Source organism: Erwinia sp. L03-1 (assembly GCF_058686115.1).
In genome coordinates this window covers 4,707,711-4,729,751 of record NZ_CM178762.1, presented here as the reverse complement: position 1 = coordinate 4,729,751, position 22,041 = coordinate 4,707,711, and the positions used below count along the sequence as shown (strand labels likewise).

The following is a 22,041-nucleotide window of genomic DNA, read 5'->3' as shown; positions in this document are numbered from 1 at the left end:
CGGTTTAGCCGGTTAAAGCTTTGCCAGCAGTGCGGCTAAAACGGGTGCAGGAAGAAATGCACTGACGTCGCCTTTGTGCCGCGCGACCTCTTTAACCAGAGTGGAAGAGATAAAAGAGTACTCTTCAGCCGGCATCATAAACACGCTCTCCAGCGTTGATAGCAAATGCCGGTTCATCCGCGCCAGCTGCATTTCATATTCAAAATCAGATACGGCGCGCAGCCCACGAATAAGCACGTGCGCCTGGCGGTCGCGGGCAAAATTCGCCATCAGATCGCTGAATCCCACCACTTCGACATTCGGTAGAGGTGCCACCACCTCCTGTGCCAGTGCGACCCGCTCCTCAAGCGAAAACAGCGTCTTTTTATGCGGGCTGACGGCAATGGCCAGGATAACGCTGTCAAACATTCGGGCGGCGCGCGTCACAATGTCGAGGTGGCCGTTAGTCATCGGATCGAAGGTGCCAGGGTATATCGCTTTTATGCTGCTCATAGGCCACCCTTGCTGGAAGCGTGAGAAGAGTTATTCAGCGCCCACAGCGCCGCGTATTTATTGAAGGTGTACTGTGCGTTGACCATCGCCAGCAGCCAGCCCTGTTTGCCATCCAGAAAACCGGCACGAAGCAGCAGCGTTTTCAGGAATGCGCCCAGAGTATGGGTAAAAATCGACATAAAGCCGCAGCGTTTACCCTGCTGGTGACGCTGTTTTGCCCAGGCCTCTGCATACGCAAATTGCTTCCACTGGAAGGCAGAGAAATCACGACAGGTTAAATGCAGCAGATCGCCCTTAAGCGGGATGACCTTCTGCCCCCGGGTATCCAGCGATTCATGTACCTGATTATCATTGTACTGATAGCTGGCGGGATACAGGCGCGTCACCCGATCGGGATACCAGCCGCTGTGGCGCATAAAGCGCCCCAGGAAAAGGTTTCTTCTTCCCAGGCTGTAAATGGCCGTCGCCGAAGCGGGCTGCTGCAAAACGGATTCGATGGCATCACGCAAAGTCGGCGTTATGCGCTCATCGGTATCGATCATCAGAATCATGGCGTGACTGGCGTAGCGCTGCGCCAGCTGGCGCTGTTTCCCATAGCCGTGCCACTCATCTGATTGGAATACCCGGGCACCGTGCCTGGCGGCGATCTGCGGTGTGTCATCACTGCTGCCCGAATCAAGAACGATAATCTCATCGGCCCAGCTAACGGATTCCAGACACTCCGGCAGTAGCCCGGCGGCGTCCCTGGCGATCAATACCACTGAAAGAGCCTGGCGATCGGACATTTAGTGATTCCGCTGTGGTAAATAGGGTTCGAGTAACTGTAGCAGACGCTGCAGCGCTCCCTGATTCTGGTGAAGCACCTCCACGGCATGTCGACCATAGTACAGACGATAATCCTCATCGGTCAGCAGCGTAGTAATCTCTTTATCCAGCGAGTCAGCATCGGTAACGGTTATCATGCCGTCAGCATTTTGCAGTCTGGCGCAGATATCCTTGAAGTTAAAGATATGTGGGCCCATCAGCACCGGCAGCGCATGTGCGGCGGCTTCCAGAGGATTATGTCCGCCCCGCTCAACCAGGCTACCGCCAACAAAGGCCAGATCGGCGATGCCGTAAAGCAGCATCAGCTCGCCCATGGTGTCGCCAATCACCACCTGCGTACTGCCGGAGGGGATCTCGCCGCTGCTGCGCAGGGTATAGCTTAAACCTGCCTTCTGCGTCAGTTCGCGGGCGGTTGAGAAGCGCTCGGGGTGGCGGGGCACCAGAATTAACAGCAAATTAGGGAAGCGGGCCAGCAGCTTGCGGTGCGCATCCAGAATAATACTCTCTTCACCCTCATGCGTACTGGTCGCTATCCAGACCGGTCGGCGAGGCGCCCACTGGCGGCGAAGCGTGATCGCCCGGGCGGCCAGCTCCGGCGTAACGGAGATATCAAACTTCAGGCTGCCGGTTACCGTCAGCTGAGCGCGTTTAAGCCCCAGGCTGACAAAGCGATCGCCATCTTCTTGGTTCTGCGCCGCAATCAGCGTAATTTTTTGCAGCAGCTGCTGCATAAATTTGCCCAGCTTTTTATAGCCCTTTGCCGACCGTTCGGAGAGCCTGGCATTGGCGATCACCAGCGGTATTTTGCGGGCGTGCAGCAGGGAGATCATATTCGGCCACAGCTCGGTTTCCATGATAATGACCAGCCGGGGGCGGGTATTATCCAGAAAGCGGTTCATCGATCCAGGCAAGTCGTAGGGCAGATAGACGTGGTGGACATCGGTACCAAACGCAGAGGCGGCCCGTTCCGAGCCGGTCGGCGTCATGGTGGTAACCGTAATCGGCATCGAAGGGTAGCGATGACGTAAGGCTCTGACCAGAGGCACGGCGGCCAGCGTTTCGCCGACGGAAACCGAGTGCAGTAAAATGCCGTCTGGCAGCACTTTACCTTCACAATAACCGTAGCGTTCGGCCCAGCGCCTGCGGTAAGCAGGGGCTTTACGGCCACGCAGCCAGAGGCGAAGCCAGATCAAAGGCTGAATGAGGTAGAGCAGGACGGTATAGAGTGTTGTCATCACAGTATTTACAATGTGCGCAGCGACCCACGCCAGAGAGTATCAAAAAAGATAAGTAATAGGGCATGTTAGCAGATAAGTTGCTCCCGCTCACACAACTTCATCAGCGCTGTTGTAGCACTTGTTGATAGAGCGCATTAAGCTGGCCCGCCAGCTGCTGAGGCGAGCAGGGTAGCACCCGTTCACGCGCTGCATCACCCATGCGGCTGTCTGCCGTTCGCAGCGGTATCGCGTTTGCGGCCCGGGTCAGTGCCGGAACATCCAGCGCATCGCAAACGAACCCCTGCTGACCCTCAGCAATAAACTCTGCACCGCCGCAGGTGAAGCTGGTGATTACGGGCAGGCCGCAGGCCATCGCTTCCAGAATGACGTTGGGAAAAGGATCGTACAGCGTTGGCAGCATAAGCGCGTCGGCGGCATGATAGAAGGGGATCACCTCATGCTGGACGCCGGCAAAATGGATGCGATCCGCACAGTTCAGATGCTGAGCGAGCGCAGCGTAACGAGGCTGATGTTTGTCCTGTCCGATCACCAGCAGATGGGCGTCAGTCGGCGCAAGCGCTTCGATACAGGCTTTTAAACCCTTTCGTTCAAAGCCCGATCCGACGTAGATAAAGACCCTGGCATGCTCCGGCAGCCCCAGTTTTTCGCGCATTTGCTGACGCTGTTCGCGGGTAGCGGGTTGGAAGCGCTGCGCGTCGATAGCGTTATAGATAACCGCAAATTTCTCCTCCGGCACCTGAAAACAGCGCATGATGTCGTTTTTCACCATCTGCGAGTTACAGATGATTTTCTTCAGCGAGGGCGAGCGGAACATCGCCTCCTCGGCGGCCATAACGTAACGATGATAGGCACTGGTCTGGGTTAGCAGGCGCTGGAACGGTGAAACGATTCGGGCACGCTGCGCAAGCCATACGCGGTGTACGCCATCGCCCGCGCGAAAGATATCACAGCCACTGATGCGCTCGTGGCTCTGTACGATATCAAACTGCTCGCGCTGCCAGCAGGCCCGAGCCGCCTCGGCAAAGCCCCGCTCGCGGGAAATGCGGCCCCACTTTTTAGGATTGCAGATATGCAGATGCCAGTCTGGTCGGGGTTCTCCCTGCCAGTCGCGCGTGATGATATTCAGTTCAAGGCTGCTGTCGTCCAGTGCTTCCAGCGCGCGGGCGATAAAACGTTCGGCGCCGCCGTCGGGGCGATACTTCTGCCGAACGATTGCCAGTCTGACTTTATTCATCCAGATATTTCCTTGCGGCAGCGACAACCTCATCAAGTGGTATCGCGGAGAGGTAGCGGAGTTTCGTTTTGGTATCAATACTGTCAGGCGACGGCAGGGGGGCATAGTCTCCCGCCCAGATGACCCGATTATTGTTTCCCCAGGGGCGCCACTGGGTGAGCTTGGTAGGGCCAAACAGCGCAATGCACGGCGTATTCAGCGCCGCAGCCATATGCATCGGCGCTGAGTCCACGCCGATAAACAGTCTGGCATGGTCGATCAGGGCTGCCAGCTGCGGCAGCGACAGCTGGCCTGCCAGCGAAATAACCCGGCGGTCGTGGCAAAGCGAAAGAATATGTTCGATCATCGCCCGCTCGTTTTTGTCCGGGGCCGCAGTCAGAATGATGTCGCTGCTGTCATCGCTAAGGGCGTCGACCAGTCCGGCGACCTTATCGTCTTCCCAGCATTTATAGGTCCAGCGCGAAGTCGGCTGAATCACGATATAGGGCTTTTCCACCGGCTGATGTGGGAGAAGCGTGCTCCGCGTTTTCTGCCAGTCCGCCTCGCTGTAATGCATCGCCGCCGACCAGCCTTCTGGGGCGATCCCCAGTGGAGCCAGCGCTGCCAGGTTTTGCTCAACGGTGTGCAGCTGCGCATGGCGGTCGGTGGAGACCAGATGGGTATGGGCATGCCGCCAGATGGCGTTACGCCGTTTTTTATAATCAAAACCAATCCTGACTTTTGCGCCTGTCATTCGGGTAATAATTGCACTGCGCCACTGGTCGGCAAGGTTGATGACCAGATCGTAACGACACTGCCGGAGCGTCTTAATCAGCCCGATTTCATGAGAAATATGCTTTACGCCGCCCTCTTTCTTCCAGTTGCGGTCTATAAAATGCAGATGGCGGAGCAGCGGGTGCGCCCTGAGCATGGGCAGGGTTTCTTTATAAAGCAGCACATCAATGTTGGCATGGGGATAGCGCTGATGAAGCGCCTGAATAACCGGCGTGGTGAGCAGCATATCACCATGGTGACGCAGCTTGATCAGCAGTATATTTTGCGGCACAAAGGCGTCAGGGATCGTTTGAGGCGTTGACATACTCATGAAATCTCAAAAGGAAGTGAGCCGATTGTAAGGCAAACGCCGCGAGGGGGAAAGCCAGCGCGGCACGACGCTATCGCTGACGCCAGCGGTAAATTCGGCAAAGCCAGAGCAGCAGTTGATACCACTGGCGAATGCCCCGCGCGTTCCGCAGCATGCGGGCAGGCGTACCGGTAGCAAAAAGGTCCGCTATTATTGCCTGGCGAGCCGCTTCTTCCGGCTCACGGCGCACAGCGTGACAGACGCTGAGCGCTTCTTTTGTCACCTGCCGATGAAACTCGGGGTAAATTTTTACTTTGCGCCGGTAGCGCTGGTTAATCTCTTCCAGCATCCGCGCAATTTTCATGTAATGTTTTTGATACTCGACATTACGCTGGCCGGTGCGCGTCTGATTACTGATCGACTGGTCATGAACATAATAACGGTACAGGACGGTATCGATATAGCGCACCCGCTGAACGTTCATCATCAGCTCGGTCGTCCAGGGAATGTCCTGATGGTGCAGACCGGGTTCAAAGCGCAGGTTGAGCTGCTCAATCAGCGAACGGCGGTAAATGCCCAGCCAGACGACATGCAGGTAACGATTGCTGGCCAGCGCCTTGCTGAGCCATGCCGGGCCGCTAAGGACTTCCGTCGACCCCAACCGCTCGAGAGGGATAAGCGGGCGGGCTTCACTTCCTCCCCAGAACACCCGCTCGGCATTACACTGTGCGACATCCAGGTCGTCCCGTTCTGCCATGCTGACCAGGGTGCTGTACATCTCAGGTGAGAGCGTGTCGTCGGCATCCGGGAAAGTGACATATTTTCCACGCGCAGCGGCAAGGCCGTCATTTCTGGCTCTTGATACACCGCCGTTTTCACGGTCGATCACCTGAACGTGTGGATAGTCTGCGGCATAGCGATGGGCCAGTTCCGCAGACCGATCCGTGGATCCATCATTAACGATGATCACCTCCAGGTCTTCCAGGGTTTGAGCCAGCAGGGACGACATAAAGGCCTGAAAACTCTCTCCTGCGTTATACATCGGGATAATTACGCTCAGGCGCGGGGCTGGGGCTTCAGAATGCGGCTTCATACTCAGGGTAACGTCTTCTTTTCCTGGGCCAGGAGGGGGCTTCTGGCGCTGATAAAATGATAAATATCATCAAGCTTTCGCGGGTCAAGCTCAAAAAGCTGCTCGACGGGGTGGTTAAACGCATACAGCGCATGAAACACAAAAGACGAGGGTGAAATATGGTTTGGGCCAATCAGTAAAACGTCACCCAGCGGCCGCTGCTCTTCAACGCAGCAGGGGCCGTAAATCAGAATAACCGGCACGTTTTGCGAGTCTGCGATGTAAACATTGCCTGAGTCGGACGCGACATAAAAATCCATGTTGCTGATCGCCCATGGAAGGCCTTCCAGTGACACTTTACCAATCAGATTCACGATGTTATCGGCGTTATCGATCGCCTCATAGAGCGCGTTCAGCCGGGGAAGTTCTTCAGGCGAGCCGAAAATATAAAACAGGCAGGGCAGATTGCTCAGTCGCTCAAAAAGACGCTTCCAGATGGCCGGAGGGATCGTTTTCGCCTGATTCCCAGCCGAAATGCTGATACCAATCTTTATCCGATCCGTGCGGAAAATTTCCCCGGGCGTATCCTGCGGCTTCAGCAGCGGCAGCGTGGCATGCTTAGGGTAGCTCGCACGCGTCAGAGAGCGGTCAGCCAGCTTAAGGTAGTTTTCCAGGGTCAGCGTGGTTTTTGTATGCTCAACCGTGCCGCTGGCGGTCAGATAAAATAGCTGCTGATACCACTTCCGACGGTACATCGACAAAAACTGCTTATTACCCGCGTTGCAGCAGGCGGCAAAAAACAGATTGGCGTTGTTAGGCTGTAACAGATAGATATTTTCATAGCGATTCATCAGCATGAAGGCGAGCTTAAGCTTACTCAGCGTGCTGCTTTTATGTTCTTCGATATAAAAAATCTCATCCAGCGTGGCATCATGCCGCGCCAGCGGCGCGACAGAACGGCTCAGCAGGGCATCACTGTGCTTCAGATGGCTTAGCAGCGGCGTAATATTGACGAAATCGCCAATCTTCGCCGTCTGGATAACCAGATTACGTGCCGTCTTCTTTTGCACCAGCTTTAAGGCCAGCTTCAAAGGAAGAAGCAGGATAAAGAGCAGAACATAATTCATGCTCCCGGCTCCCTGAATGTACCGCTGCCTGTCCCTGCGTTCACAGGGATACAGACGCTGCCAACAGGTTGCCCCATCGCTGAAATCTTGTCATAAGAGCTCAGATGCTCGTTCCTGCGTGTGAGCGTTATCATGGGCCAAAACCTTAGGTATTGAATAAACAAATTGTTCTCTTCATCCCGGATAAACAGGAGTCGCTTTTGGGTGGCAGTATCATCATTTTAAATGAGTTTTAGGGAAGCTTCTGCCAGCGTGTTGTTAGTCTGGTTTAATTAAATCAAGGTACTGTTGGCAAACTGTTTCAATACTGTAAGCCTGCAGGTCCAGCGCATTCACCGCGGGAGGGTTGAACCAAACTTCCCTGAGCGTCGCGGCCAGCGACGCTTCACTCATATCAGCAAGGCCGCGAGCAAGATCGCCGGTCAGGATGCTTATCGGACCGCCAGGACAGCGGGTACTGACCACCGGACTGTGACAAATCAGCGCTTCAACCAGGACGTTGCCAAAACCTTCGCTATCTGAACTGACGACTAACATTTTTGCCTGGCGTATATAGGGGTAAGGATTATCCATAAAGCCTTTGAAGATAACCCTGTCTTCAATCCCCAGTTCAGTGACCAGCCCTTTGATTTTTTCGGTAATTTCAGGGTTCCCCTGACCAATTAGCAGCAGTGGGGCAGAGAGGCCACTTTGGGCATAGGCCCGCAGCAGACGGTCATGGCGTTTAGTCTGATGAAAACGTCCAACGTGGATGAGGTACTCTTTTCCTTCCATGCTACAGGGCTGTAGCGACAGCTGCTCAATGACGTCAAAATCAAAGGGATTAGATATCACACGCTCGCGCTTCGGTCTTACCAAAAAAGCACTTTTGAGATCGTCCATCACATACTGTGATACGCCAGTCAGGTTGCGGTTTTGATAGACGCAGCGGGTTTTACGCTCCTTTAACCAGCGTGAGAAACCTTTGCGGTGGCCCAGGTAAGAGGCGGAGAAGACCCCGTGCAGGCAGAACCAGGTTTTATCGGCATCCAGCACCCTGGAGCGGCTGACGATACGATCGGTTTTATGCAGATGCGAGACAACCAGATCGAAAGCACCGCCCATTTTCTCCGCTTCGCTGATGGCGCGATCGAGCCCTGCGGCACGGCGGTTAAGCTCAGTCAGCTTGCGCCAGGGCTTTTTGCAGCGATCTTTTATCACCTGATAATCCAGCCCCTCAGGAATGCTGTAGTCGCACACGGTACGCAGTGAAAACAGCGAAACCCGATGCCCGCGCTCAATCAGCCCTTTTGAAAGCGTCAGAACCACCTTCTCGGCTCCCCCGCCCGGCAGGCCATCAATGATCATCAAAATGCGCTTGGACAAATTTTTACCCTTAAAAAGAGAAGATAGCTGCGATGTGGCGCCAAACCCACCGCATTGATACTGGACTGAACCCTGTTTTAGCGCTGTCAGTGCGTCCTTGCTTATAAAGAGTGAGCTTTAGATGTAGAGGCTATCTTAGAAAAATAATAAAGATAGCGCTACCTGGAATCCTGTCCGCCTGTGAGCCAGCTCAGCAAATCTCTTTGCGGTTCTCATTGCTGCTGCGTAACATAGCCGCAAGGTCACCACGGAGCCTGCAATCTGCATGAAGAAACCAGCATTTATTATTACTATCGATACGGAAGGCGATAATTTATGGCGTAACCGTTCCGGGAACGTTACGACCAAAAACGCGCAATATCTTGCCCGATTCCAGCAAATTAGCGAGAAGTATGCCTTCAAGCCGACCTGGCTGACCAATTATGAAATGGCCATCGACCCCGTCTATATCGATTTCGCCCGCGATGTGATTGCCCGTGGTCAGGGGGAGGTGGGTATGCACTTACATGCGTGGAACAGCCCGCCCCTCACTCCATTGACCGATGATGACTGGCGTTTTCAGCCTTATCTGATCGAATATCCCGCTGAGGAAATGCGCAGCAAAGTCGTCTATATGACCGACCTGCTGGAAGAGACGTTTCAGACAAAAATGCTGAGCCACCGTGCAGGCCGCTGGGCGTTTAACGAAGCGTATGCCCGGCTGCTGATCGAACTGGGATACCGCGTTGACTGTTCGGTGACCCCACGCGTGAACTGGACCTTCTCGCCGGGTGCCCCGCAGGGTCAGGGTGGTACCGACTATACCCACTTCCCGCGTGACGCTTATTATCTTGATATCGATGATATTTCGCGGCCCGGCAACTCGCCGCTGCTGGAAGTTCCCATGACTACGTACTATAAACATTCGGGGTTAATGAACAGCCTTAAGCAGGGTTATGACAAACTTCGCGGTAAGCAACGCAGCCCCTCAGTCTACTGGCTGCGCCCGACCGGAGGCAATGCGCAGCAGATGATCGCGGTGGCGGAAAAGACCCTGGCGGAAGGCGCGGACTACGTTGAATTTATGCTGCATTCGTCGGAGTTTATGCCAGACGGCAGCCCAACCTTTAAGAACGAGGGGGATATTGATCGATTGTATGACGATCTGGAGACGCTGTTCAGCTGGTTGCACCATCGGACCCAGGGAATGACCCTCGCAGAATTTGCGCAAACAAAAACACAATAATGAGCCGCATGGCATCCAGTCCCGACCTGAGAATCACTATGCTAATCAGACGTAATACGGAACAGCTTCGCACAGTTTTTTATTTTCTGACGCTGGTCAGCGCAATGTTATCGATCATGCTGACCTTTATTGATATCAAGGCAGCCAAAGTCCTGTTTTACTGGGCTTTCTATTTCTCTCTCGCCGGTATCCTGTTTAACCGGAAAGACGTTGACCGCTCGCGGCTGTGGTTTCTGGCGATGCTGGCGATACTCGGTGCCAGCAAGCTGATTTGGTTTTACTGGGAATATTATGGTGGCCCGGATTACACCACCTATAACGACTATATGAACGCCGGGAAACGCCTGCTGCTGGTCTGCGTCACGGGCTACTGGCTCTTTTCACAGATGCAGCATTTCCGGGCGAAAAGCATCTTCTGCATTAAGTATGGCCTGCTAACGGCATTCGCCGCCGCGACCGCGTATGGCTTCTGGCAGTATCTCAGCGACATGCACCGGGTAGAATTTGCGCTCGATCGTGCCACTATCTCTGCATATGGCTATGCGATGCTCTCTATGGTGGTGCTATTTCTGCTGGCTTCCGAAAAGCATTCGCCGGGCAGCATTCTCTGCTGCCTGGCCATTTTCCTGCTCTCCTGGTTTGTACTGATGCAAACTGGTACGCGCAATATGATGGCGGCTTATCCGTTAATCATCCTGGTGGTGGGCGTGCTGCAGTTTCGTCATTTTGGGTTGAAGTCGCTGCTGGCAATACTGGTTGCCGTTGGCGTCCTGGTCGCGCTCAGCTATAAGCCGATTATTAAGCCGAAACTGGATACTACCCTCCAGGAATATACCCTTTATGATCAGTCAAACGGCAACGAAAACGGCTCTCTCACTACCCGACTGGCGATGTGGCAGGTTGGCTGGTGGTGCCTGAGCGCCCATCCGTTGGGAATGAAGTCTGAAGATCGCACCGCCTGCTTTCAGCAATATGTCGATACCTATCACAAGGACAGCGTGTCGATGCTGTACGAAAAGGTGCATCTGCATAACGAGGTGCTCGATACTGCCAGCCTGCAGGGGATTCAGGGCGCGGTGGTGCTGCTGATGTTTTATCTGTCGCTGGTGGTTTACGCCCTGCGCTCGCAAAACTCACTGCTGCTGGCGGTGATGCTCGGCGTGATTGTCAGCGGTCTGACTGATGTGGTGTTTATCAGTCGGGAACTGACGGTATGCGTCGCGCTGATGTTGGTCGTGTGTGAGATGTGGAATGCGCTGACCCGGCCACGGGTAACGCACAGCGATTAACTCTCCAGGCGGGGCTTACCAGCCCCGCCGGCGCACGGCCAGCATCTTTCTTTTGTAACTCAGCCTGATTTTTCCGTTCAGCAAAAACCGCAACAGACTCACCTGACGAATCCGCGTCCTGACAATCTCTCCCTGCGGCGTGTTCTGAAGCTGGGTGTGATAGCGGTTGGCGATATCCAGCCAGTGGCAGGTAATCAGGTGCTGAAAGGCGTGAGGCAGTACCCGATCCATATTTTGCGTGGCGGCAATCAGGCAGCGAATTTTTTCGGCGTTAACATCTGAAGAGAGGCTGTGCGCATGTTTGCGGTAGAGGTAAAATCCCGCCCGACTGTAGAGCGTTCTGGTGCTGAGGGTCAGCATCAAGGGGAAGAGCCAGGTGTCTTCGTAGCAGATGAAGTCCGGAAAGGCGTGCTGCTGTAACAGGCGACGGGAAAAAAACTGCCCGATAAAATGTGCCTGGTAATCACGATGAACAAGGAAGCGCTCAATGGACTGGTCCCGGTTAAGCTCGATGGGCTCATCAGGCTGCCACGACGGGAGCTTGTCGTCGCCCCGTACCTCAATGATTTTACTCAGCAAAATATCTGGCGCGCGCTTTTGCAGCAGGATAAGCCGCTCCTGTAGTGCGTCCGCAAGCAGCGTATCATCGCTGTCCACCATCAGAATGTATTCGCCGCGCGCCAGGCTTACCGCGTGATTTCGCACTTTACCGACGTTACGGAACGCCGTCCGGTCAGTACGGATCTGCGAGTAACGAGCGGCATAGTCATCAATAATGCTCTGGGTGGCATCGGTGGAGGCATCATTGATGATGATAATCTCGGCGCGCTGCTGGGCCGTGCCCAGGGAGGCAAAAATCGTGTCCAGCGTATTCGCCAGATAGGGCTCGCAATTGTGGGCCGCGATCAGAATGCTTAGCTGACAGGGAGTGTTCATCAGTATTCGCGGTGAGGCGCTCCGGAATGGATAAGCGGCAGCAGCTGTTCTTCCACCTGCTGAGGGGAAATATCCGCCATATTGTTTCCGCTCGCGGGTCGCAGCACAAACTGGTTTTGGCCATAGCCGCCAATCAAGCCGGGATCGGTGGGGCCATACAGCGTGAGATTGGGGCAGGCCAGCGCGGCGGTAAGATGGCTGAGTCCGGTATCTACGGAAACAACCGCCCTGGCGCCTGCCAGCGTACGCGCAACCTGTTCAAGCGTCAGCTTTGGCAGCACCTCAACATAATCAAAGTCAGCCGCTATCCGCTGCGCCCGCTGGTGTTCATGCTCGGCGCCCCAGGGCAGTTTGATGCGCATTCCGCTCTCTTTCAGCAGGCCAGCCAGCGTGCGCCAGTGGGCCTCCGGCCAGTGTTTTGCATCGCGCGTAGTGGCATGCAGAAAGACCAGGTATTGCCCGGCATCAGGCGGTGGGCTGCTGAGGAAGTGATCGGCTATGGCGTAATCTCCCGGCCCCTCGGGTAACGGGTAGCCAAGGCTTTTTGCGAATAGCTCACGCGTACGCTGCACGGCGTGCTGCTGTTTGTCGATTTCGTGGCGTTTATCAAACCACCAGCTGGCAAAAGGCTCTCTGGCGCTGCGGCTGTCATGGCCATGCTTTTCACCTTTCGCGATGCGGGTTACCAGCGCGGCACTTTTGATCAACCCCTGGGCATCGATTACGCGGTCATACTGGCGTGACTGTACTTCGCGCTTGAAGAGAAAGCGTTCTTCACGGACCTCGCTGCCAAACCAGTGCTTGCGCCAGCGGCGGATCGCCACCGGGATCACCCGGTCAACGGCGGGATGCCACGCCGGGATTTGAGCAAAGCCCTCTTCCACCACCCAGTCAAAGCGGATCCCCGGAATGGCGTTCATCGCATCGGTCAGCGCAGGCAACGTATGCAGTACGTCGCCCATTGATGACGTTTTAACAATCAGGACCTGCATTCGCTCTCCTGGTTTTCCGCCAGCAGGGTATCAAGTTCGGAGATAACCCGCTCAGGCGTGATGTCGATCAGGCTCTGATGGTAGCCCTGCTCAGCATCGCCCTTACGCACTTTGTGGTAGCCGGTAATCAGGCGAATGACGCGCGCCTTATGTGACAGCGGCGGCGTAAAATCCGGGCTGCTGGGGCCATATAGTGCCACCAGCGGACGGTCCAGCGCGGCGGCGATATGCATCAGACCGGAATCATTACTGACCACGGCGCGGCAGTGAGCCAGCAGGATCACCGCCTGCTCAAGCTGCGTGCTGCCGGCCAGATTGCTGCAATTCTCGCGAGAGTGCGGTTGCAGCGTCTGGAGGATCTCTTCCCCGGTTTCTCTGTCTTTGGCTGAGCCAAACAGCGCGATTTGAAAGCCACGATCAATCAGCTTTTGCGCCAGCGCGGCGTAGTGATAATGAGGCCAGCGCTTGGCCGGGCCAAATTCTGCACCGGGACAGAAGCCAATCACCGGGCGTTCAGGCCGCAGGCCAAATTCTGCTGCCGTCGCCCGTTTTTCCGCTTCACTGACCTGCAGGGCAGGCCACAGGAGCGGCTGGGGGAGATCGGCAGCGCGGCTTATCCGTGATGAGTCATATGCCAGCGCGACGTAGCGTTCAACCATCAGCGGGAATGCGGCTTTATCAAGCACCCGCAGGTCGTTCAGCAATCCATAGCGCATCTCCCCGCGCCACCCGATACGCTTTTTAATCGCGGCAAAAAAGGGCACCAGCGCGGACTTGAACGAATTGGGCAGCACGTAGGCGCGATCGTATCCTTTGTCACGCAGCGTCCTGCCCAGGCGGCGGCGCTCGCCCAGCGCCAGGGCACCGTGACCGAGCGGCATCGCCAGCGCGTCGTTGACCTCTGGCATACGCGACAGTAAAGGTCGGCACCACGCCGGTGCCATGACGTCAATCACGGCATCGGGATGAGCGGCTTTCAGCGCACGATAGAGACTTTGCGACATCATCATATCGCCGACCCAGGAAGGGCCGATTACCAGAATTTTCATCGCCGGAATTACCCTGTTACGCGTTGCGGTTCAGCCATGCCATATAGTCGTTCACGCCTTCGGCGACGGTTTTAAACGGCTTGTCATAGCCAGCCGCGCGAAGTTTGGTCAGATCGGCCAGCGTATAGGCCTGATAGCGACCCTTGAGTTTTTCCGGGAAAGGGATGTACTCGATCTCACCCTGCTGGTGGAAATTCAGCGCCGCGTCGGCCACTTCCTGGAAGGACTCAGCGCGACCCGTGCCACAGTTATAGATACCGGATACGCCGTTTTCCCAGAACCACAGATTGACCGAGGCCACGTCTTCAACGTAGATAAAGTCGCGCTTAAAGCCGTCGCTACCCTCGAACAGTTTAGGATTTTCGCCGTTGTTCAGCTGGGTATTAAGATGGAATGCCACGCTGGCCATGCTGCCCTTGTGGCCTTCGCGCGGTCCGTAGACGTTGAAGTAGCGGAAACCGCATACCTGCGAGCCCGCTTCCGGAAGGATCTGGCGCACGTAGTGATCGAACAGCATTTTCGAGTAGCCGTAGACGTTAAGCGGCTCTTCAAATTCGCGTGCTTCAATGAAGTTATCATTGCGTCCGCCGTAGGTGGCAGCCGACGAGGCATAAAGGAAGGGGATCTGATGCTCAAGGCAGTAGTGTAAAAGCTCCTTGGAGTACTGATAGTTGTTTTCCATCATGTACTTGCCGTCCCACTCGGTGGTCGAGGAACATGCGCCTTCATGGAACACGGCCTCCACATCGCCAAAATCCTCATCAGCCAGAATGCTAATCAGGAAATCTTCCTTGTCCATGTAGTCAGCAATATTCAGATCCACCAGGTTGGCAAACTTAGTGCCATCCTTCAGATTGTCTACCACGAGAATGTCAGTGTGGCCTTTGTCATTCAGCGCTTTGATGATGTTGCTACCGATAAAGCCCGCACCGCCGGTGACGATAATCATAAGCTATAACCTTAAAAAATGGGGTGAAACAGGAGGTTTCACACGCTAATGCCGAATATCATAACATCTCATCACCCGGCAGACAGCCAGATGACTCCGTAACGGTATGCGTTTGCTTTAAGCATGCGCTACTGCTGTTTTTCCGCATCGGTCAGATAGCGAACCCTGCGCGTGTAATCCTGCCCCTTAAAACTCACCAGGGTATCCGATGAATCAAGGTATTTTTGCCATTCGGAAAGTGGAAAACCGCCGTGGGCGCCAATCACTTCTTTGGGAATGGCCGCCGTCGTCCCACCAATTTTCTTTGATACCGGCCAGTTCATCCAGTCGCCCAGATTCACCGTTTTCAGATCCAGCAAGTCCAGCAGGGCGGCAAGCGGCAGCTGATCGGTTGGCGGCTGGGAATCGTCCATCAGCTCCCAGGTATCCTGAAACAGCGTCAGCCAGAGCGGGCAGATCCGTTTCCATGTCTGCCGCGTCGCCGCCAGGAAAGCCCCGTTAACGTGATCGACAATAAACGGACGGACGCTGTGACGATAATAGGCCGGACGACGCGCCTCCGGCGTGTTCATCAGCTTGGCGATCATTTTCCCCTGACGAAAGCTGGAGTAAATATGGCCATCAAGCATATTAATTTCAGGCATTTTTAGCAGGTTGAGATCTGAATCGATCATCAAAACCCCCTCCGTTCTGGCCTGTAGAGGCGCCTGAAGTTTGATCAGACGACTGCGGTAAATTTGCTTGTAGCGGTAGGTCTCTTCGCGAAAAGGCACATCCAGCGTGACGACGCGCGTCTTTGCCGGCAGCTCACCGAACTCTTCAGCCCGTCTGTCGCTGACAATCACAATCTCCTGTGCGTCCGGCGCAAAGCGGGCGGAAAACAGCGCGCTCAGTTTAGCTTCTTCAATGAAGTCCGCGCCCGTGCAGGGGATCACCACCGAGGTGACCGGTATGGCACCCTGCACCTCTGATTGCTGATAGGGAATATTGTGACGTGCGCGAATCTGTCGGAAATGGGGTTTTAAGAATTCAAACATGCGAAGAGTTTCCATGGGCCGCATTTTTTAAAATAGTTTCTACGCCGGAGACGTAGTGCTCAATAGCATAGTGTTGCTTTACGCTTGCATTGGCCTGATGCAGTAGAAAGCTGCGCTTTTCCGCATCGAGATAGAGCGTTTTCATCTCTTCAAACAGGGTCTGGACATCACCATACTCAAAAAGCAGGCCGGTTTTGTCGTGCTCAATCAGCTCAGCGGTGCCGGTGACGCGGGAGCCGATCACCGCCGTGTTCAGCAGCATGGCTTCCAGTACCACCCGCGGCAGACCTTCGCTTTTTGATGCCAGAATAAAGACGTCCAGTGCGGCGAGATACTCCAGCGCATTGCTGCGAAAGCCGGTAAATACAACCCGATCGGCAATACCTGCCTGCTCCGCCTGCTGCTGAAGTTTCGACAGTTCAGGGCCTTCGCCCAGCATGACCATCCGCCAGCGGGCGGCGGGAAAGGCGGCGGAAAATTTCTCCAGCGCGCTCAAAATATGGTGATTCGATTTGCGTGGGATCAGTGAGCCGATGCTGCCAAATACAAACGTGTCATCACTGATTTGCAGGAGCTGACTGCGCATCGCCGCGCGGACGGGCAGCGGCTGCCAGATATCTATCGCGTTGAATACCGTAAAGCACTTCTGCGGCATTACGCCGTTATCCAGCAGTACCTGGCGCACGCCGTTGGAAACGGCGATGATCGCGTCCACGCGGTGATTCACCTGCTCTACCAGCTCGCGGTTTAACACCGGCTCGATGCGGCAGTGCTGCACAACCGTCACCGGCAGCCCTTCTGCCGCGAGATAACCCTCCAGGTTCGATCCCGGCTGATTGTTCATATAGAGCAGGTCGAAATGACCGTCGGTCAGCCGCTGGCGGATTTGCCGGGCATTAGGCCGGATACGCCAGACGGCGTCGACGCGCTGCGTGGCCCGCAGGCGCAGTTTTCGATTGAAAAAGACCAGCGAACGCAGCAGCTCTTTGCCGAGCTTGGCCCAGCGGGGCTGTTTCCGCTGGGGAATAAACAGGATGGGGATGCCGAGCGCAGTTAGCACCTGCTCAATCGAATCGCCTTTCCCCCGGGAATAGTTGTGGTAGAAGCAGCAGTGAAGATCGACCTGGCTGCGATCAATACGTTTTAGCAGCTCCAGCATGCTGTTGGTGCCGCCCCCCCATTCGTTGCCGGTATCCAGCAGCAGAATTTTTTTACGCTGTTCCACCATCGTACGGCTTCCGCATCGGTCAGTCAGGCTTAGCGGACAGTCAGACCGCTAAGCCGCCGAGATATTAAGGGGTCTTTCCGAGCTGAAGGCTCAATCCGGAAAAGTTGGTTTTGATATAGCGCATAGCCTGACTCTCAGCGATGCTGTCTGCCACCACGTTCAGGGCGAGAATTGCCGGAACGGGCTGTGGGGTCACCTGGCAGGTTTTCACGCCACGGAACGGATTACGCGGCGGCGTTGGCTTCGCGGGCAGCGGCAGCGGTCGGTGGCCGACCGACTGGGGTTCATTCAGCAGCTGACTCGGACGCACCAGGGTAATGTCCGCAGGGAGCGTGGGCAGCATTTGCAACAGCACTTTCACCGTGGTGGGATGCGGATGGCCAATCGCAATGGCTGAACCGTCGCGCTGTGCCAGATGCACGGCGCGCAGGAACTGTTTGCGAATATCCGCTTCATTCTGCGTGTCGTCGAGGAAAACGCGACGCTTAATGACTTTCACATGCGTGCCCGCAGCCGCGGGTACGGACTGGCTGTTGCCAATGGTCATGCTATCGAGAAAGTAAAAATTGTAGTTGTTCAGAACCTGCATAACTTTTTGCATCGCAGGCAGGCTGGAGGTCATCGCGCTGCCCATATGATTATTAAGGCCGACCGCATAGGGTACGCTGGCGACCGCCTCACGAATAATGTGCTCGATTTCGGCGCTGGACATATCCGGACGCAGGGTGTTTTTTTCCAGCGGCTGCTTGCTCAGCGGTGCCATCGGCAGATGGATCAGCACCTCGTGGCCGCGCTGATGCGCCTTCGTGGCCATGACGCGCGCACCCGGCGCATCAGGCAGGACAGCGACGGAAATGGCAGGCGGCATCTGCAGCACCTGGTTTTCCTGCGCGGGACGGTAGCCGAAATCATCTATGACAATTGAGAGTTTGCCGGCGTGAACCTGGCAGGCCATTAACAGGCCTGCCAGCATGCCGCTAAGTTTGTGCAGACGTACCAAAAGTTATCTTCCTAACCACGGGAGTGGATTAACAGCCTGTCCCTGGCGGCGGATTTCAAAATAGAGTGAAGGGGTGCCGCGCCCACCGCTGGTACCTACCAGCGCAATAGGCTGCCCGGCTTTAACCTGGGCGCCTACGCTGACCAGCGCGCTCTGGTTATAGCCATACAGGCTCATGTCGCCCTTGCCGTGTTCAACCACCACGACCAGCCCATAACCCTGGAGCCAGTCGGCCATCAGCACGCGGCCATCGGCGATCGCTTTGACCTCGGTGCCTTCCGGTGCGTTGATGACCAGCCCCTTCCAGCGCAGTTCACCCTGCAGCTGTTCACCGAAGCGATGCTCAATGGAACCCCGCACCGGCCATAGCGCCTGACCCGCAGGCCGCCCGAGGCCTCCGGTACGGGAGACCAGCGCGCGTTCGCTTTCGGTAGGCTTATAGGTTCTGCCCTTGCTCTTAGCCTGCGCCTCACGCTGGCGTACGCGCTGAGCCTCTTTCGCTTCGCGTTCTGCCCGTGCCCGCGCTTCCTGTTCGGCTTTCGCGATTTTATCGCGCAGGCGGCTCTCATTCTGACGCATCTCAACCAGCTGGGCCTGGTCTTTTTCCAGCGAGGATTCCAGCGTGGTCAGCGTTTTCTTACGTGCCACGCGGGCGCCTTCCAGCTTCTGATGCTGAGACTGCTGCTCAGCCAGCAGGGATTTCTGCCGGGCGAGTTTATCCACCCGCGAGGCTTTCTGCGCAGAGAGCTGGCTGCGGGTTTTTTTCAGATCGTCGATGGACTTCTGGCGCGCATCATTCAGGTAGCTGAAATAGGCCAGAATGCGTTCGCTCCGCTGGCTCTCTTCGCCGCTGAGTATCAGCTGTACGCCGCCGTGCTGGCCCTGACGAAACGCCGCATCCAGCTGCTCCGCCAGCAGTTTCTCCTGCGCATCCTGCTGTGCCTGGAGCTTGCTGATGGACGCCGACAGATCGGCGATCTCTTTATTTAAGCCGGTGAGGATTATCTGCGTTTCGCGCAGCTGTCGGCTGGCCTGAGCGATGATTTTTTCCTGACTTTGCAACTGATCGAGCAGTTTGCCGCGCTGCTGCTTTTGCTGCTGAACGCTTTTCTCTTTTTTAGCGATGTCCTGCTGCAGGCTGGAAAGTTGCGATTTGTTATCATCCGCTGCCCTGCCGGGAGCGGGCAGCAGCAAAAAGCCAGCGCAGAGCACGCAGGCTGACAGGGTGAACACGCGAGATCGTAGCAGAACGCCTGTGGCCGATCCGTTACCCTGGGTTCGTTGAACTGAAACTGTCGCTTTTTCCCTCATAGGAGGAGGATTATTCCACGATGAACAGCAGCTTACCAGCTATCTGTAGCGGGATTTGCGTTTCTGACGGTAACAGCGGAGTGAAGGATAGCGCGCGATAAGGCACGTTCATCCGGGGAAGGGGGGAGGGAACTGGCTGACTTTTAACCGCCTAAGATTGCATCGGGCAAAAGCCGCGTAGGGATTTGCCGCTGAGGTAAATTATTTTGAGGATCTGGTCCAGAAAACGTAACTCTGAGGGCTTCACGTCTGTACATGGCAGCACTGGCAGGTATACTCAGAAGCCTTGTTTTCGCTTATTAACCCTTTCGGGAGTTGTTACCCCTCATGCAAGATATTATGCAGTTCGCAGGCAGCCATACCATTCTGAGTCTGGCGTGGGTTGTCCTGCTGGTTTTGGTGATCGTGACCACCGTTAAGGGCATGTTCTCCAAGGTAAAAACAGTTAGCCGTGGTGAAGCAACCCGATTAATCAATAAAGAAGAAGCCGTTGTCATTGATGTCCGTTCTCGCGATGACTACCGTAAAGGCCATATTTCTAACGCAATTAACATCCTGGCGGCCGATATCAAAAAAGGCAGCTTTGGCGAACTGGAAAAACATAAAGCGCAGCCGATTATTGTCGTCTGTGCTAATGGCACCACTGCGGCCGAGCCGGCTTCTCAGCTCAATGCCGCGGGTTTTGAACGGGTCTTCGTACTGAAAGATGGCGTTTCCGGCTGGAGTGGTGAAAACCTGCCGCTGGTTCGCGGTAAATAATATTTGGAGAGTGGTATGGCGAACGTAGAGATCTACACCAAAGCAACCTGTCCTTTCTGCCATCGCGCAAAAGCGCTGTTAAGCCAGAAGGGCGTGAATTATCAGGAAATTGCCATTGATGGGGATGCCGATAAGCGCGAAGAGATGATCAAACGTAGCGGTCGTACCACCGTTCCACAGATTTTCATTGATGCGCAGCACATCGGCGGCTGCGACGACCTGTTTGCGCTCGATGGCCGCCACGGCCTCGACCCGCTGATAAAGTAAGACGGGCGAGTGGCGCAATAACGGATTATTAACCCATAGGATCACGTACCATGTCAGAACAAAACAACACCGAGATGTCATTCCAGATCCAGCGTATTTATACCAAGGATATTTCTTTTGAAGCGCCAAACGCGCCACAGGTTTTCCAGAAAGAGTGGGAGCCAGACGTAAAGCTGGACCTGGATACCGCCTCCAGCCAGCTGGCTGACGACGTTTACGAAGTCGTGCTGCGCGTCACCGTGACGGCAACTGTGGGTGAAGAGTCGGCGTTTCTGTGTGAAGTGCAGCAGGCGGGTATTTTCTCTATCTCCGGTATTGATGGTAACCAGATGGCTCACTGCCTTGGCGCCTACTGCCCTAACATTCTGTTCCCGTATGCGCGCGAATGCATCACCAGCCTGGTTTCCCGCGGTACGTTCCCGCAGCTTAACCTTGCACCGGTCAACTTTGATGCGCTGTTTATGAACTACCTGCAGCAGTCAAATGAAGGTGCCGCTCCTCAGCAGGACGCATAATGCCTCAAGCAAATGCTTCTATGAGCGTTATCGGTGCCGGTTCGTACGGCACCGCTTTAGCCATTACCCTGGCCCGTAATGGCCACCCGGTTGTAATGTGGGGCCATAACGCCGCGCATCAGGCACAGCTTCAGGCCGATCGCTGCAATGCGGCTTTTCTGCCTGACGTCCCTTTTCCCGACACCCTCAGCCTTGAAAGTGATTTAGCCGCAGCGATTGCGGCCAGCCGCGATCTGCTGGTGGTGGTCCCAAGCCACGTATTTGGCGATGTCCTTAAGCAAATCAAACCCCACCTTCGCACAGATTCCCGCATTGTCTGGGCGACCAAAGGTCTCGAAAAAGAGACCGGCAGGCTGCTACAGGATGTCGCACGGGAAATAGTGGGTGACGAGGTCCCTCTGGCGGTCATTTCCGGGCCAACCTTCGCTAAAGAGCTGGCAGCTGGCTTGCCCACGGCCATTGCGCTGGCGGCAACGGAGGCGGAATTTGCTGACGATCTGCAACGCCTGCTGCACTGTGGTAAAAGCTTTCGCGTCTATAACAACCCGGATTTTATCGGGGTTCAGCTTGGCGGGGCGGTAAAAAACGTGATTGCCATCGGTGCGGGGATCTCAGACGGCATTGGCTTTGGTGCGAATGCGCGTACGGCGCTGATTACGCGTGGACTGGCCGAAATGACCCGCCTGGGAACGGCGCTGGGCGCCGATCCCACCACCTTTATGGGCATGGCCGGGCTGGGCGATTTAGTTCTCACCTGCACCGATAATCAGTCGCGTAACCGTCGCTTTGGCATGATGCTCGGGCAGGGTAGTGATGTGGAGACAGCGCAAAATACCATCGGTCAGGTGGTAGAAGGATTCCGAAATACAAAAGAAGTAAAGGCGCTGGCCGCGCGCTGTGGTGTGGAAATGCCAATAACTGAGCAAATTTATCAGGTACTGTATTGTGAAAAGAGTGCGCGCGAGGCAGCATTAAGTCTGCTAGGGCGAACAAGGAAGGATGAGAACAGTCCAGCTGAAAAGGGAAGCTCAGCGCATTAACGTCCTGCCGGACGTTATATTCGATGGG

General features: G+C 55.5%; 22 protein-coding genes. 6 read left to right on the top strand and 16 right to left on the bottom strand.

The features are described from left to right. Nucleotides 1-12 precede the first annotated feature (12 nt). The 8 genes from coaD to AC4PCC_RS21615 form a co-directional block, all read right to left on the bottom strand. Nucleotides 13-492: a pantetheine-phosphate adenylyltransferase gene (gene coaD, locus AC4PCC_RS21650; RefSeq protein ID WP_492125904.1), complete on the bottom strand. Its 480-nt coding sequence runs from the start codon at nucleotides 490-492 to the stop codon at nucleotides 13-15. Beyond that, nucleotides 489-1,277, bottom strand: coding sequence for a glycosyltransferase family 2 protein (locus AC4PCC_RS21645; RefSeq protein ID WP_492125903.1), 789 nt, complete (start codon nucleotides 1,275-1,277; stop codon nucleotides 489-491). Before AC4PCC_RS21645 ends, coaD begins: the two co-directional genes overlap by 4 nt. Further along, a complete protein-coding gene (waaA, locus tag AC4PCC_RS21640; protein WP_067709293.1) occupies nucleotides 1,278-2,552 on the bottom strand; it encodes a lipid IV(A) 3-deoxy-D-manno-octulosonic acid transferase in 1,275 nt (424 codons plus the stop codon). It abuts the gene before it with no gap. Between the two features lie 103 nt (nucleotides 2,553-2,655). After that, nucleotides 2,656-3,789 carry a glycosyltransferase family 4 protein gene (locus AC4PCC_RS21635; RefSeq protein ID WP_492125902.1) on the bottom strand — a complete coding sequence of 378 codons (1,134 nt, stop codon included), beginning with the start codon at nucleotides 3,787-3,789 and terminating at the stop codon, nucleotides 2,656-2,658. After that, entirely contained in the window at nucleotides 3,782-4,867 is a 1,086-nt protein-coding gene (rfaQ, locus tag AC4PCC_RS21630; protein ID WP_492125901.1) for a putative lipopolysaccharide heptosyltransferase III, read from the bottom strand. Before rfaQ ends, AC4PCC_RS21635 begins: the two co-directional genes overlap by 8 nt. Before the next feature lie 76 nt (nucleotides 4,868-4,943). Beyond that, the gene (locus AC4PCC_RS21625) at nucleotides 4,944-5,945 is read right to left on the bottom strand and encodes a glycosyltransferase (protein WP_492125900.1); all 1,002 of its coding nucleotides are present in this window, start codon (nucleotides 5,943-5,945) and stop codon (nucleotides 4,944-4,946) included. A 2-nt stretch (nucleotides 5,946-5,947) separates the two neighbouring features. Then, on the bottom strand, nucleotides 5,948-7,051 hold the full coding sequence (locus tag AC4PCC_RS21620; RefSeq protein ID WP_492125899.1) for a glycosyltransferase family 9 protein: 1,104 nt from the start codon (nucleotides 7,049-7,051) through the stop codon (nucleotides 5,948-5,950). Between the two features lie 258 nt (nucleotides 7,052-7,309). Then, the gene (locus tag AC4PCC_RS21615; RefSeq protein WP_492127593.1) at nucleotides 7,310-8,398 is read right to left on the bottom strand and encodes a glycosyltransferase; all 1,089 of its coding nucleotides are present in this window, start codon (nucleotides 8,396-8,398) and stop codon (nucleotides 7,310-7,312) included. Nucleotides 8,399-8,681: 283 nt separating this feature from the next. Here AC4PCC_RS21615 and AC4PCC_RS21610 point away from each other — a divergent pair, with 283 nt between their 5' ends. Both AC4PCC_RS21610 and AC4PCC_RS21605 read left to right on the top strand, forming a co-directional pair. Beyond that, complete coding sequence (locus tag AC4PCC_RS21610; protein ID WP_492125898.1) at nucleotides 8,682-9,641, top strand: polysaccharide deacetylase family protein; 960 nt, start codon at nucleotides 8,682-8,684, stop codon at nucleotides 9,639-9,641. Between the two features lie 38 nt (nucleotides 9,642-9,679). Next, nucleotides 9,680-10,930, top strand: coding sequence for an O-antigen ligase family protein (locus tag AC4PCC_RS21605; protein WP_492125897.1), 1,251 nt, complete (start codon nucleotides 9,680-9,682; stop codon nucleotides 10,928-10,930). A 15-nt stretch (nucleotides 10,931-10,945) separates the two neighbouring features. On the opposite strand, the gene AC4PCC_RS21600 is transcribed toward AC4PCC_RS21605, so the two are convergent. From AC4PCC_RS21600 to envC, 8 genes are all read right to left on the bottom strand, one after another. Then, nucleotides 10,946-11,866 (bottom strand): glycosyltransferase family 2 protein, encoded by a 921-nt coding sequence (locus AC4PCC_RS21600; RefSeq protein WP_492125896.1) that lies wholly within the window; start codon nucleotides 11,864-11,866, stop codon nucleotides 10,946-10,948. Then, nucleotides 11,866-12,858, bottom strand: coding sequence for a lipopolysaccharide heptosyltransferase RfaC (gene rfaC / locus AC4PCC_RS21595; RefSeq protein ID WP_345829658.1), 993 nt, complete (start codon nucleotides 12,856-12,858; stop codon nucleotides 11,866-11,868). Before rfaC ends, AC4PCC_RS21600 begins: the two co-directional genes overlap by 1 nt. Then, nucleotides 12,846-13,907, bottom strand: a complete 1,062-nt coding sequence (gene rfaF, locus AC4PCC_RS21590) for an ADP-heptose--LPS heptosyltransferase RfaF (protein WP_492125895.1) — start codon at nucleotides 13,905-13,907, stop codon at nucleotides 12,846-12,848. The genes rfaC and rfaF overlap by 13 nt, the downstream gene beginning before the upstream one ends. Before the next feature lie 16 nt (nucleotides 13,908-13,923). After that, entirely contained in the window at nucleotides 13,924-14,856 is a 933-nt protein-coding gene (rfaD, locus tag AC4PCC_RS21585; protein WP_067709315.1) for an ADP-glyceromanno-heptose 6-epimerase, read from the bottom strand. A 128-nt stretch (nucleotides 14,857-14,984) separates the two neighbouring features. Beyond that, the gene (locus AC4PCC_RS21580; RefSeq protein WP_492125894.1) at nucleotides 14,985-15,893 is read right to left on the bottom strand and encodes a hypothetical protein; all 909 of its coding nucleotides are present in this window, start codon (nucleotides 15,891-15,893) and stop codon (nucleotides 14,985-14,987) included. Then, nucleotides 15,886-17,121: a glycosyltransferase gene (locus AC4PCC_RS21575; RefSeq protein ID WP_492125893.1), complete on the bottom strand. Its 1,236-nt coding sequence runs from the start codon at nucleotides 17,119-17,121 to the stop codon at nucleotides 15,886-15,888. Before AC4PCC_RS21575 ends, AC4PCC_RS21580 begins: the two co-directional genes overlap by 8 nt. 64 nt (nucleotides 17,122-17,185) lie before the next feature. Continuing rightward, nucleotides 17,186-18,094 (bottom strand): divergent polysaccharide deacetylase family protein, encoded by a 909-nt coding sequence (locus tag AC4PCC_RS21570; protein WP_492127592.1) that lies wholly within the window; start codon nucleotides 18,092-18,094, stop codon nucleotides 17,186-17,188. A gap of 30 nt (nucleotides 18,095-18,124) precedes the next feature. Next, nucleotides 18,125-19,432 (bottom strand): murein hydrolase activator EnvC, encoded by a 1,308-nt coding sequence (gene envC / locus AC4PCC_RS21565; protein WP_492125892.1) that lies wholly within the window; start codon nucleotides 19,430-19,432, stop codon nucleotides 18,125-18,127. A gap of 327 nt (nucleotides 19,433-19,759) precedes the next feature. Between envC and AC4PCC_RS21560 the strand changes: the two genes are divergently transcribed. From AC4PCC_RS21560 to gpsA, 4 genes are read left to right on the top strand one after another with little or no spacing between them, the layout of a single operon-like run. Beyond that, on the top strand, nucleotides 19,760-20,191 hold the full coding sequence (locus tag AC4PCC_RS21560; RefSeq protein ID WP_067709328.1) for a rhodanese-like domain-containing protein: 432 nt from the start codon (nucleotides 19,760-19,762) through the stop codon (nucleotides 20,189-20,191). 15 nt (nucleotides 20,192-20,206) lie between these two features. After that, nucleotides 20,207-20,458 carry a glutaredoxin 3 gene (grxC, locus tag AC4PCC_RS21555; RefSeq protein ID WP_067709331.1) on the top strand — a complete coding sequence of 84 codons (252 nt, stop codon included), beginning with the start codon at nucleotides 20,207-20,209 and terminating at the stop codon, nucleotides 20,456-20,458. 50 nt (nucleotides 20,459-20,508) lie between these two features. Then, a complete protein-coding gene (secB, locus tag AC4PCC_RS21550; protein WP_067709333.1) occupies nucleotides 20,509-20,973 on the top strand; it encodes a protein-export chaperone SecB in 465 nt (154 codons plus the stop codon). After that, a complete protein-coding gene (gene gpsA / locus AC4PCC_RS21545; RefSeq protein ID WP_492125891.1) occupies nucleotides 20,973-22,013 on the top strand; it encodes an NAD(P)H-dependent glycerol-3-phosphate dehydrogenase in 1,041 nt (346 codons plus the stop codon). The genes secB and gpsA overlap by 1 nt, the downstream gene beginning before the upstream one ends. Nucleotides 22,014-22,041: the final 28 nt, after the last annotated feature.

Coding starts and splice junctions, on each gene's coding strand:
- coaD (WP_492125904.1), bottom strand. CDS start 492: ATGAGCAGCATAAAAGCGATATACCCTGGCACCTTCGATCCGATGACT.
- AC4PCC_RS21645 (WP_492125903.1), bottom strand. CDS start 1,277: ATGTCCGATCGCCAGGCTCTTTCAGTGGTATTGATCGCCAGGGACGCC.
- waaA (WP_067709293.1), bottom strand. CDS start 2,552: ATGACAACACTCTATACCGTCCTGCTCTACCTCATTCAGCCTTTGATC.
- AC4PCC_RS21635 (WP_492125902.1), bottom strand. CDS start 3,789: ATGAATAAAGTCAGACTGGCAATCGTTCGGCAGAAGTATCGCCCCGAC.
- rfaQ (WP_492125901.1), bottom strand. CDS start 4,867: ATGTCAACGCCTCAAACGATCCCTGACGCCTTTGTGCCGCAAAATATA.
- AC4PCC_RS21625 (WP_492125900.1), bottom strand. CDS start 5,945: ATGAAGCCGCATTCTGAAGCCCCAGCCCCGCGCCTGAGCGTAATTATC.
- AC4PCC_RS21620 (WP_492125899.1), bottom strand. CDS start 7,051: ATGAATTATGTTCTGCTCTTTATCCTGCTTCTTCCTTTGAAGCTGGCC.
- AC4PCC_RS21615 (WP_492127593.1), bottom strand. CDS start 8,398: ATGATCATTGATGGCCTGCCGGGCGGGGGAGCCGAGAAGGTGGTTCTG.
- AC4PCC_RS21610 (WP_492125898.1), top strand. CDS start 8,682: ATGAAGAAACCAGCATTTATTATTACTATCGATACGGAAGGCGATAAT.
- AC4PCC_RS21605 (WP_492125897.1), top strand. CDS start 9,680: ATGCTAATCAGACGTAATACGGAACAGCTTCGCACAGTTTTTTATTTT.
- AC4PCC_RS21600 (WP_492125896.1), bottom strand. CDS start 11,866: ATGAACACTCCCTGTCAGCTAAGCATTCTGATCGCGGCCCACAATTGC.
- rfaC (WP_345829658.1), bottom strand. CDS start 12,858: ATGCAGGTCCTGATTGTTAAAACGTCATCAATGGGCGACGTACTGCAT.
- rfaF (WP_492125895.1), bottom strand. CDS start 13,907: ATGAAAATTCTGGTAATCGGCCCTTCCTGGGTCGGCGATATGATGATG.
- rfaD (WP_067709315.1), bottom strand. CDS start 14,856: ATGATTATCGTCACCGGCGGTGCGGGCTTTATCGGTAGCAACATCATC.
- AC4PCC_RS21580 (WP_492125894.1), bottom strand. CDS start 15,893: ATGTTTGAATTCTTAAAACCCCATTTCCGACAGATTCGCGCACGTCAC.
- AC4PCC_RS21575 (WP_492125893.1), bottom strand. CDS start 17,121: ATGGTGGAACAGCGTAAAAAAATTCTGCTGCTGGATACCGGCAACGAA.
- AC4PCC_RS21570 (WP_492127592.1), bottom strand. CDS start 18,094: ATGCTGGCAGGCCTGTTAATGGCCTGCCAGGTTCACGCCGGCAAACTC.
- envC (WP_492125892.1), bottom strand. CDS start 19,432: ATGAGGGAAAAAGCGACAGTTTCAGTTCAACGAACCCAGGGTAACGGA.
- AC4PCC_RS21560 (WP_067709328.1), top strand. CDS start 19,760: ATGCAAGATATTATGCAGTTCGCAGGCAGCCATACCATTCTGAGTCTG.
- grxC (WP_067709331.1), top strand. CDS start 20,207: ATGGCGAACGTAGAGATCTACACCAAAGCAACCTGTCCTTTCTGCCAT.
- secB (WP_067709333.1), top strand. CDS start 20,509: ATGTCAGAACAAAACAACACCGAGATGTCATTCCAGATCCAGCGTATT.
- gpsA (WP_492125891.1), top strand. CDS start 20,973: ATGCCTCAAGCAAATGCTTCTATGAGCGTTATCGGTGCCGGTTCGTAC.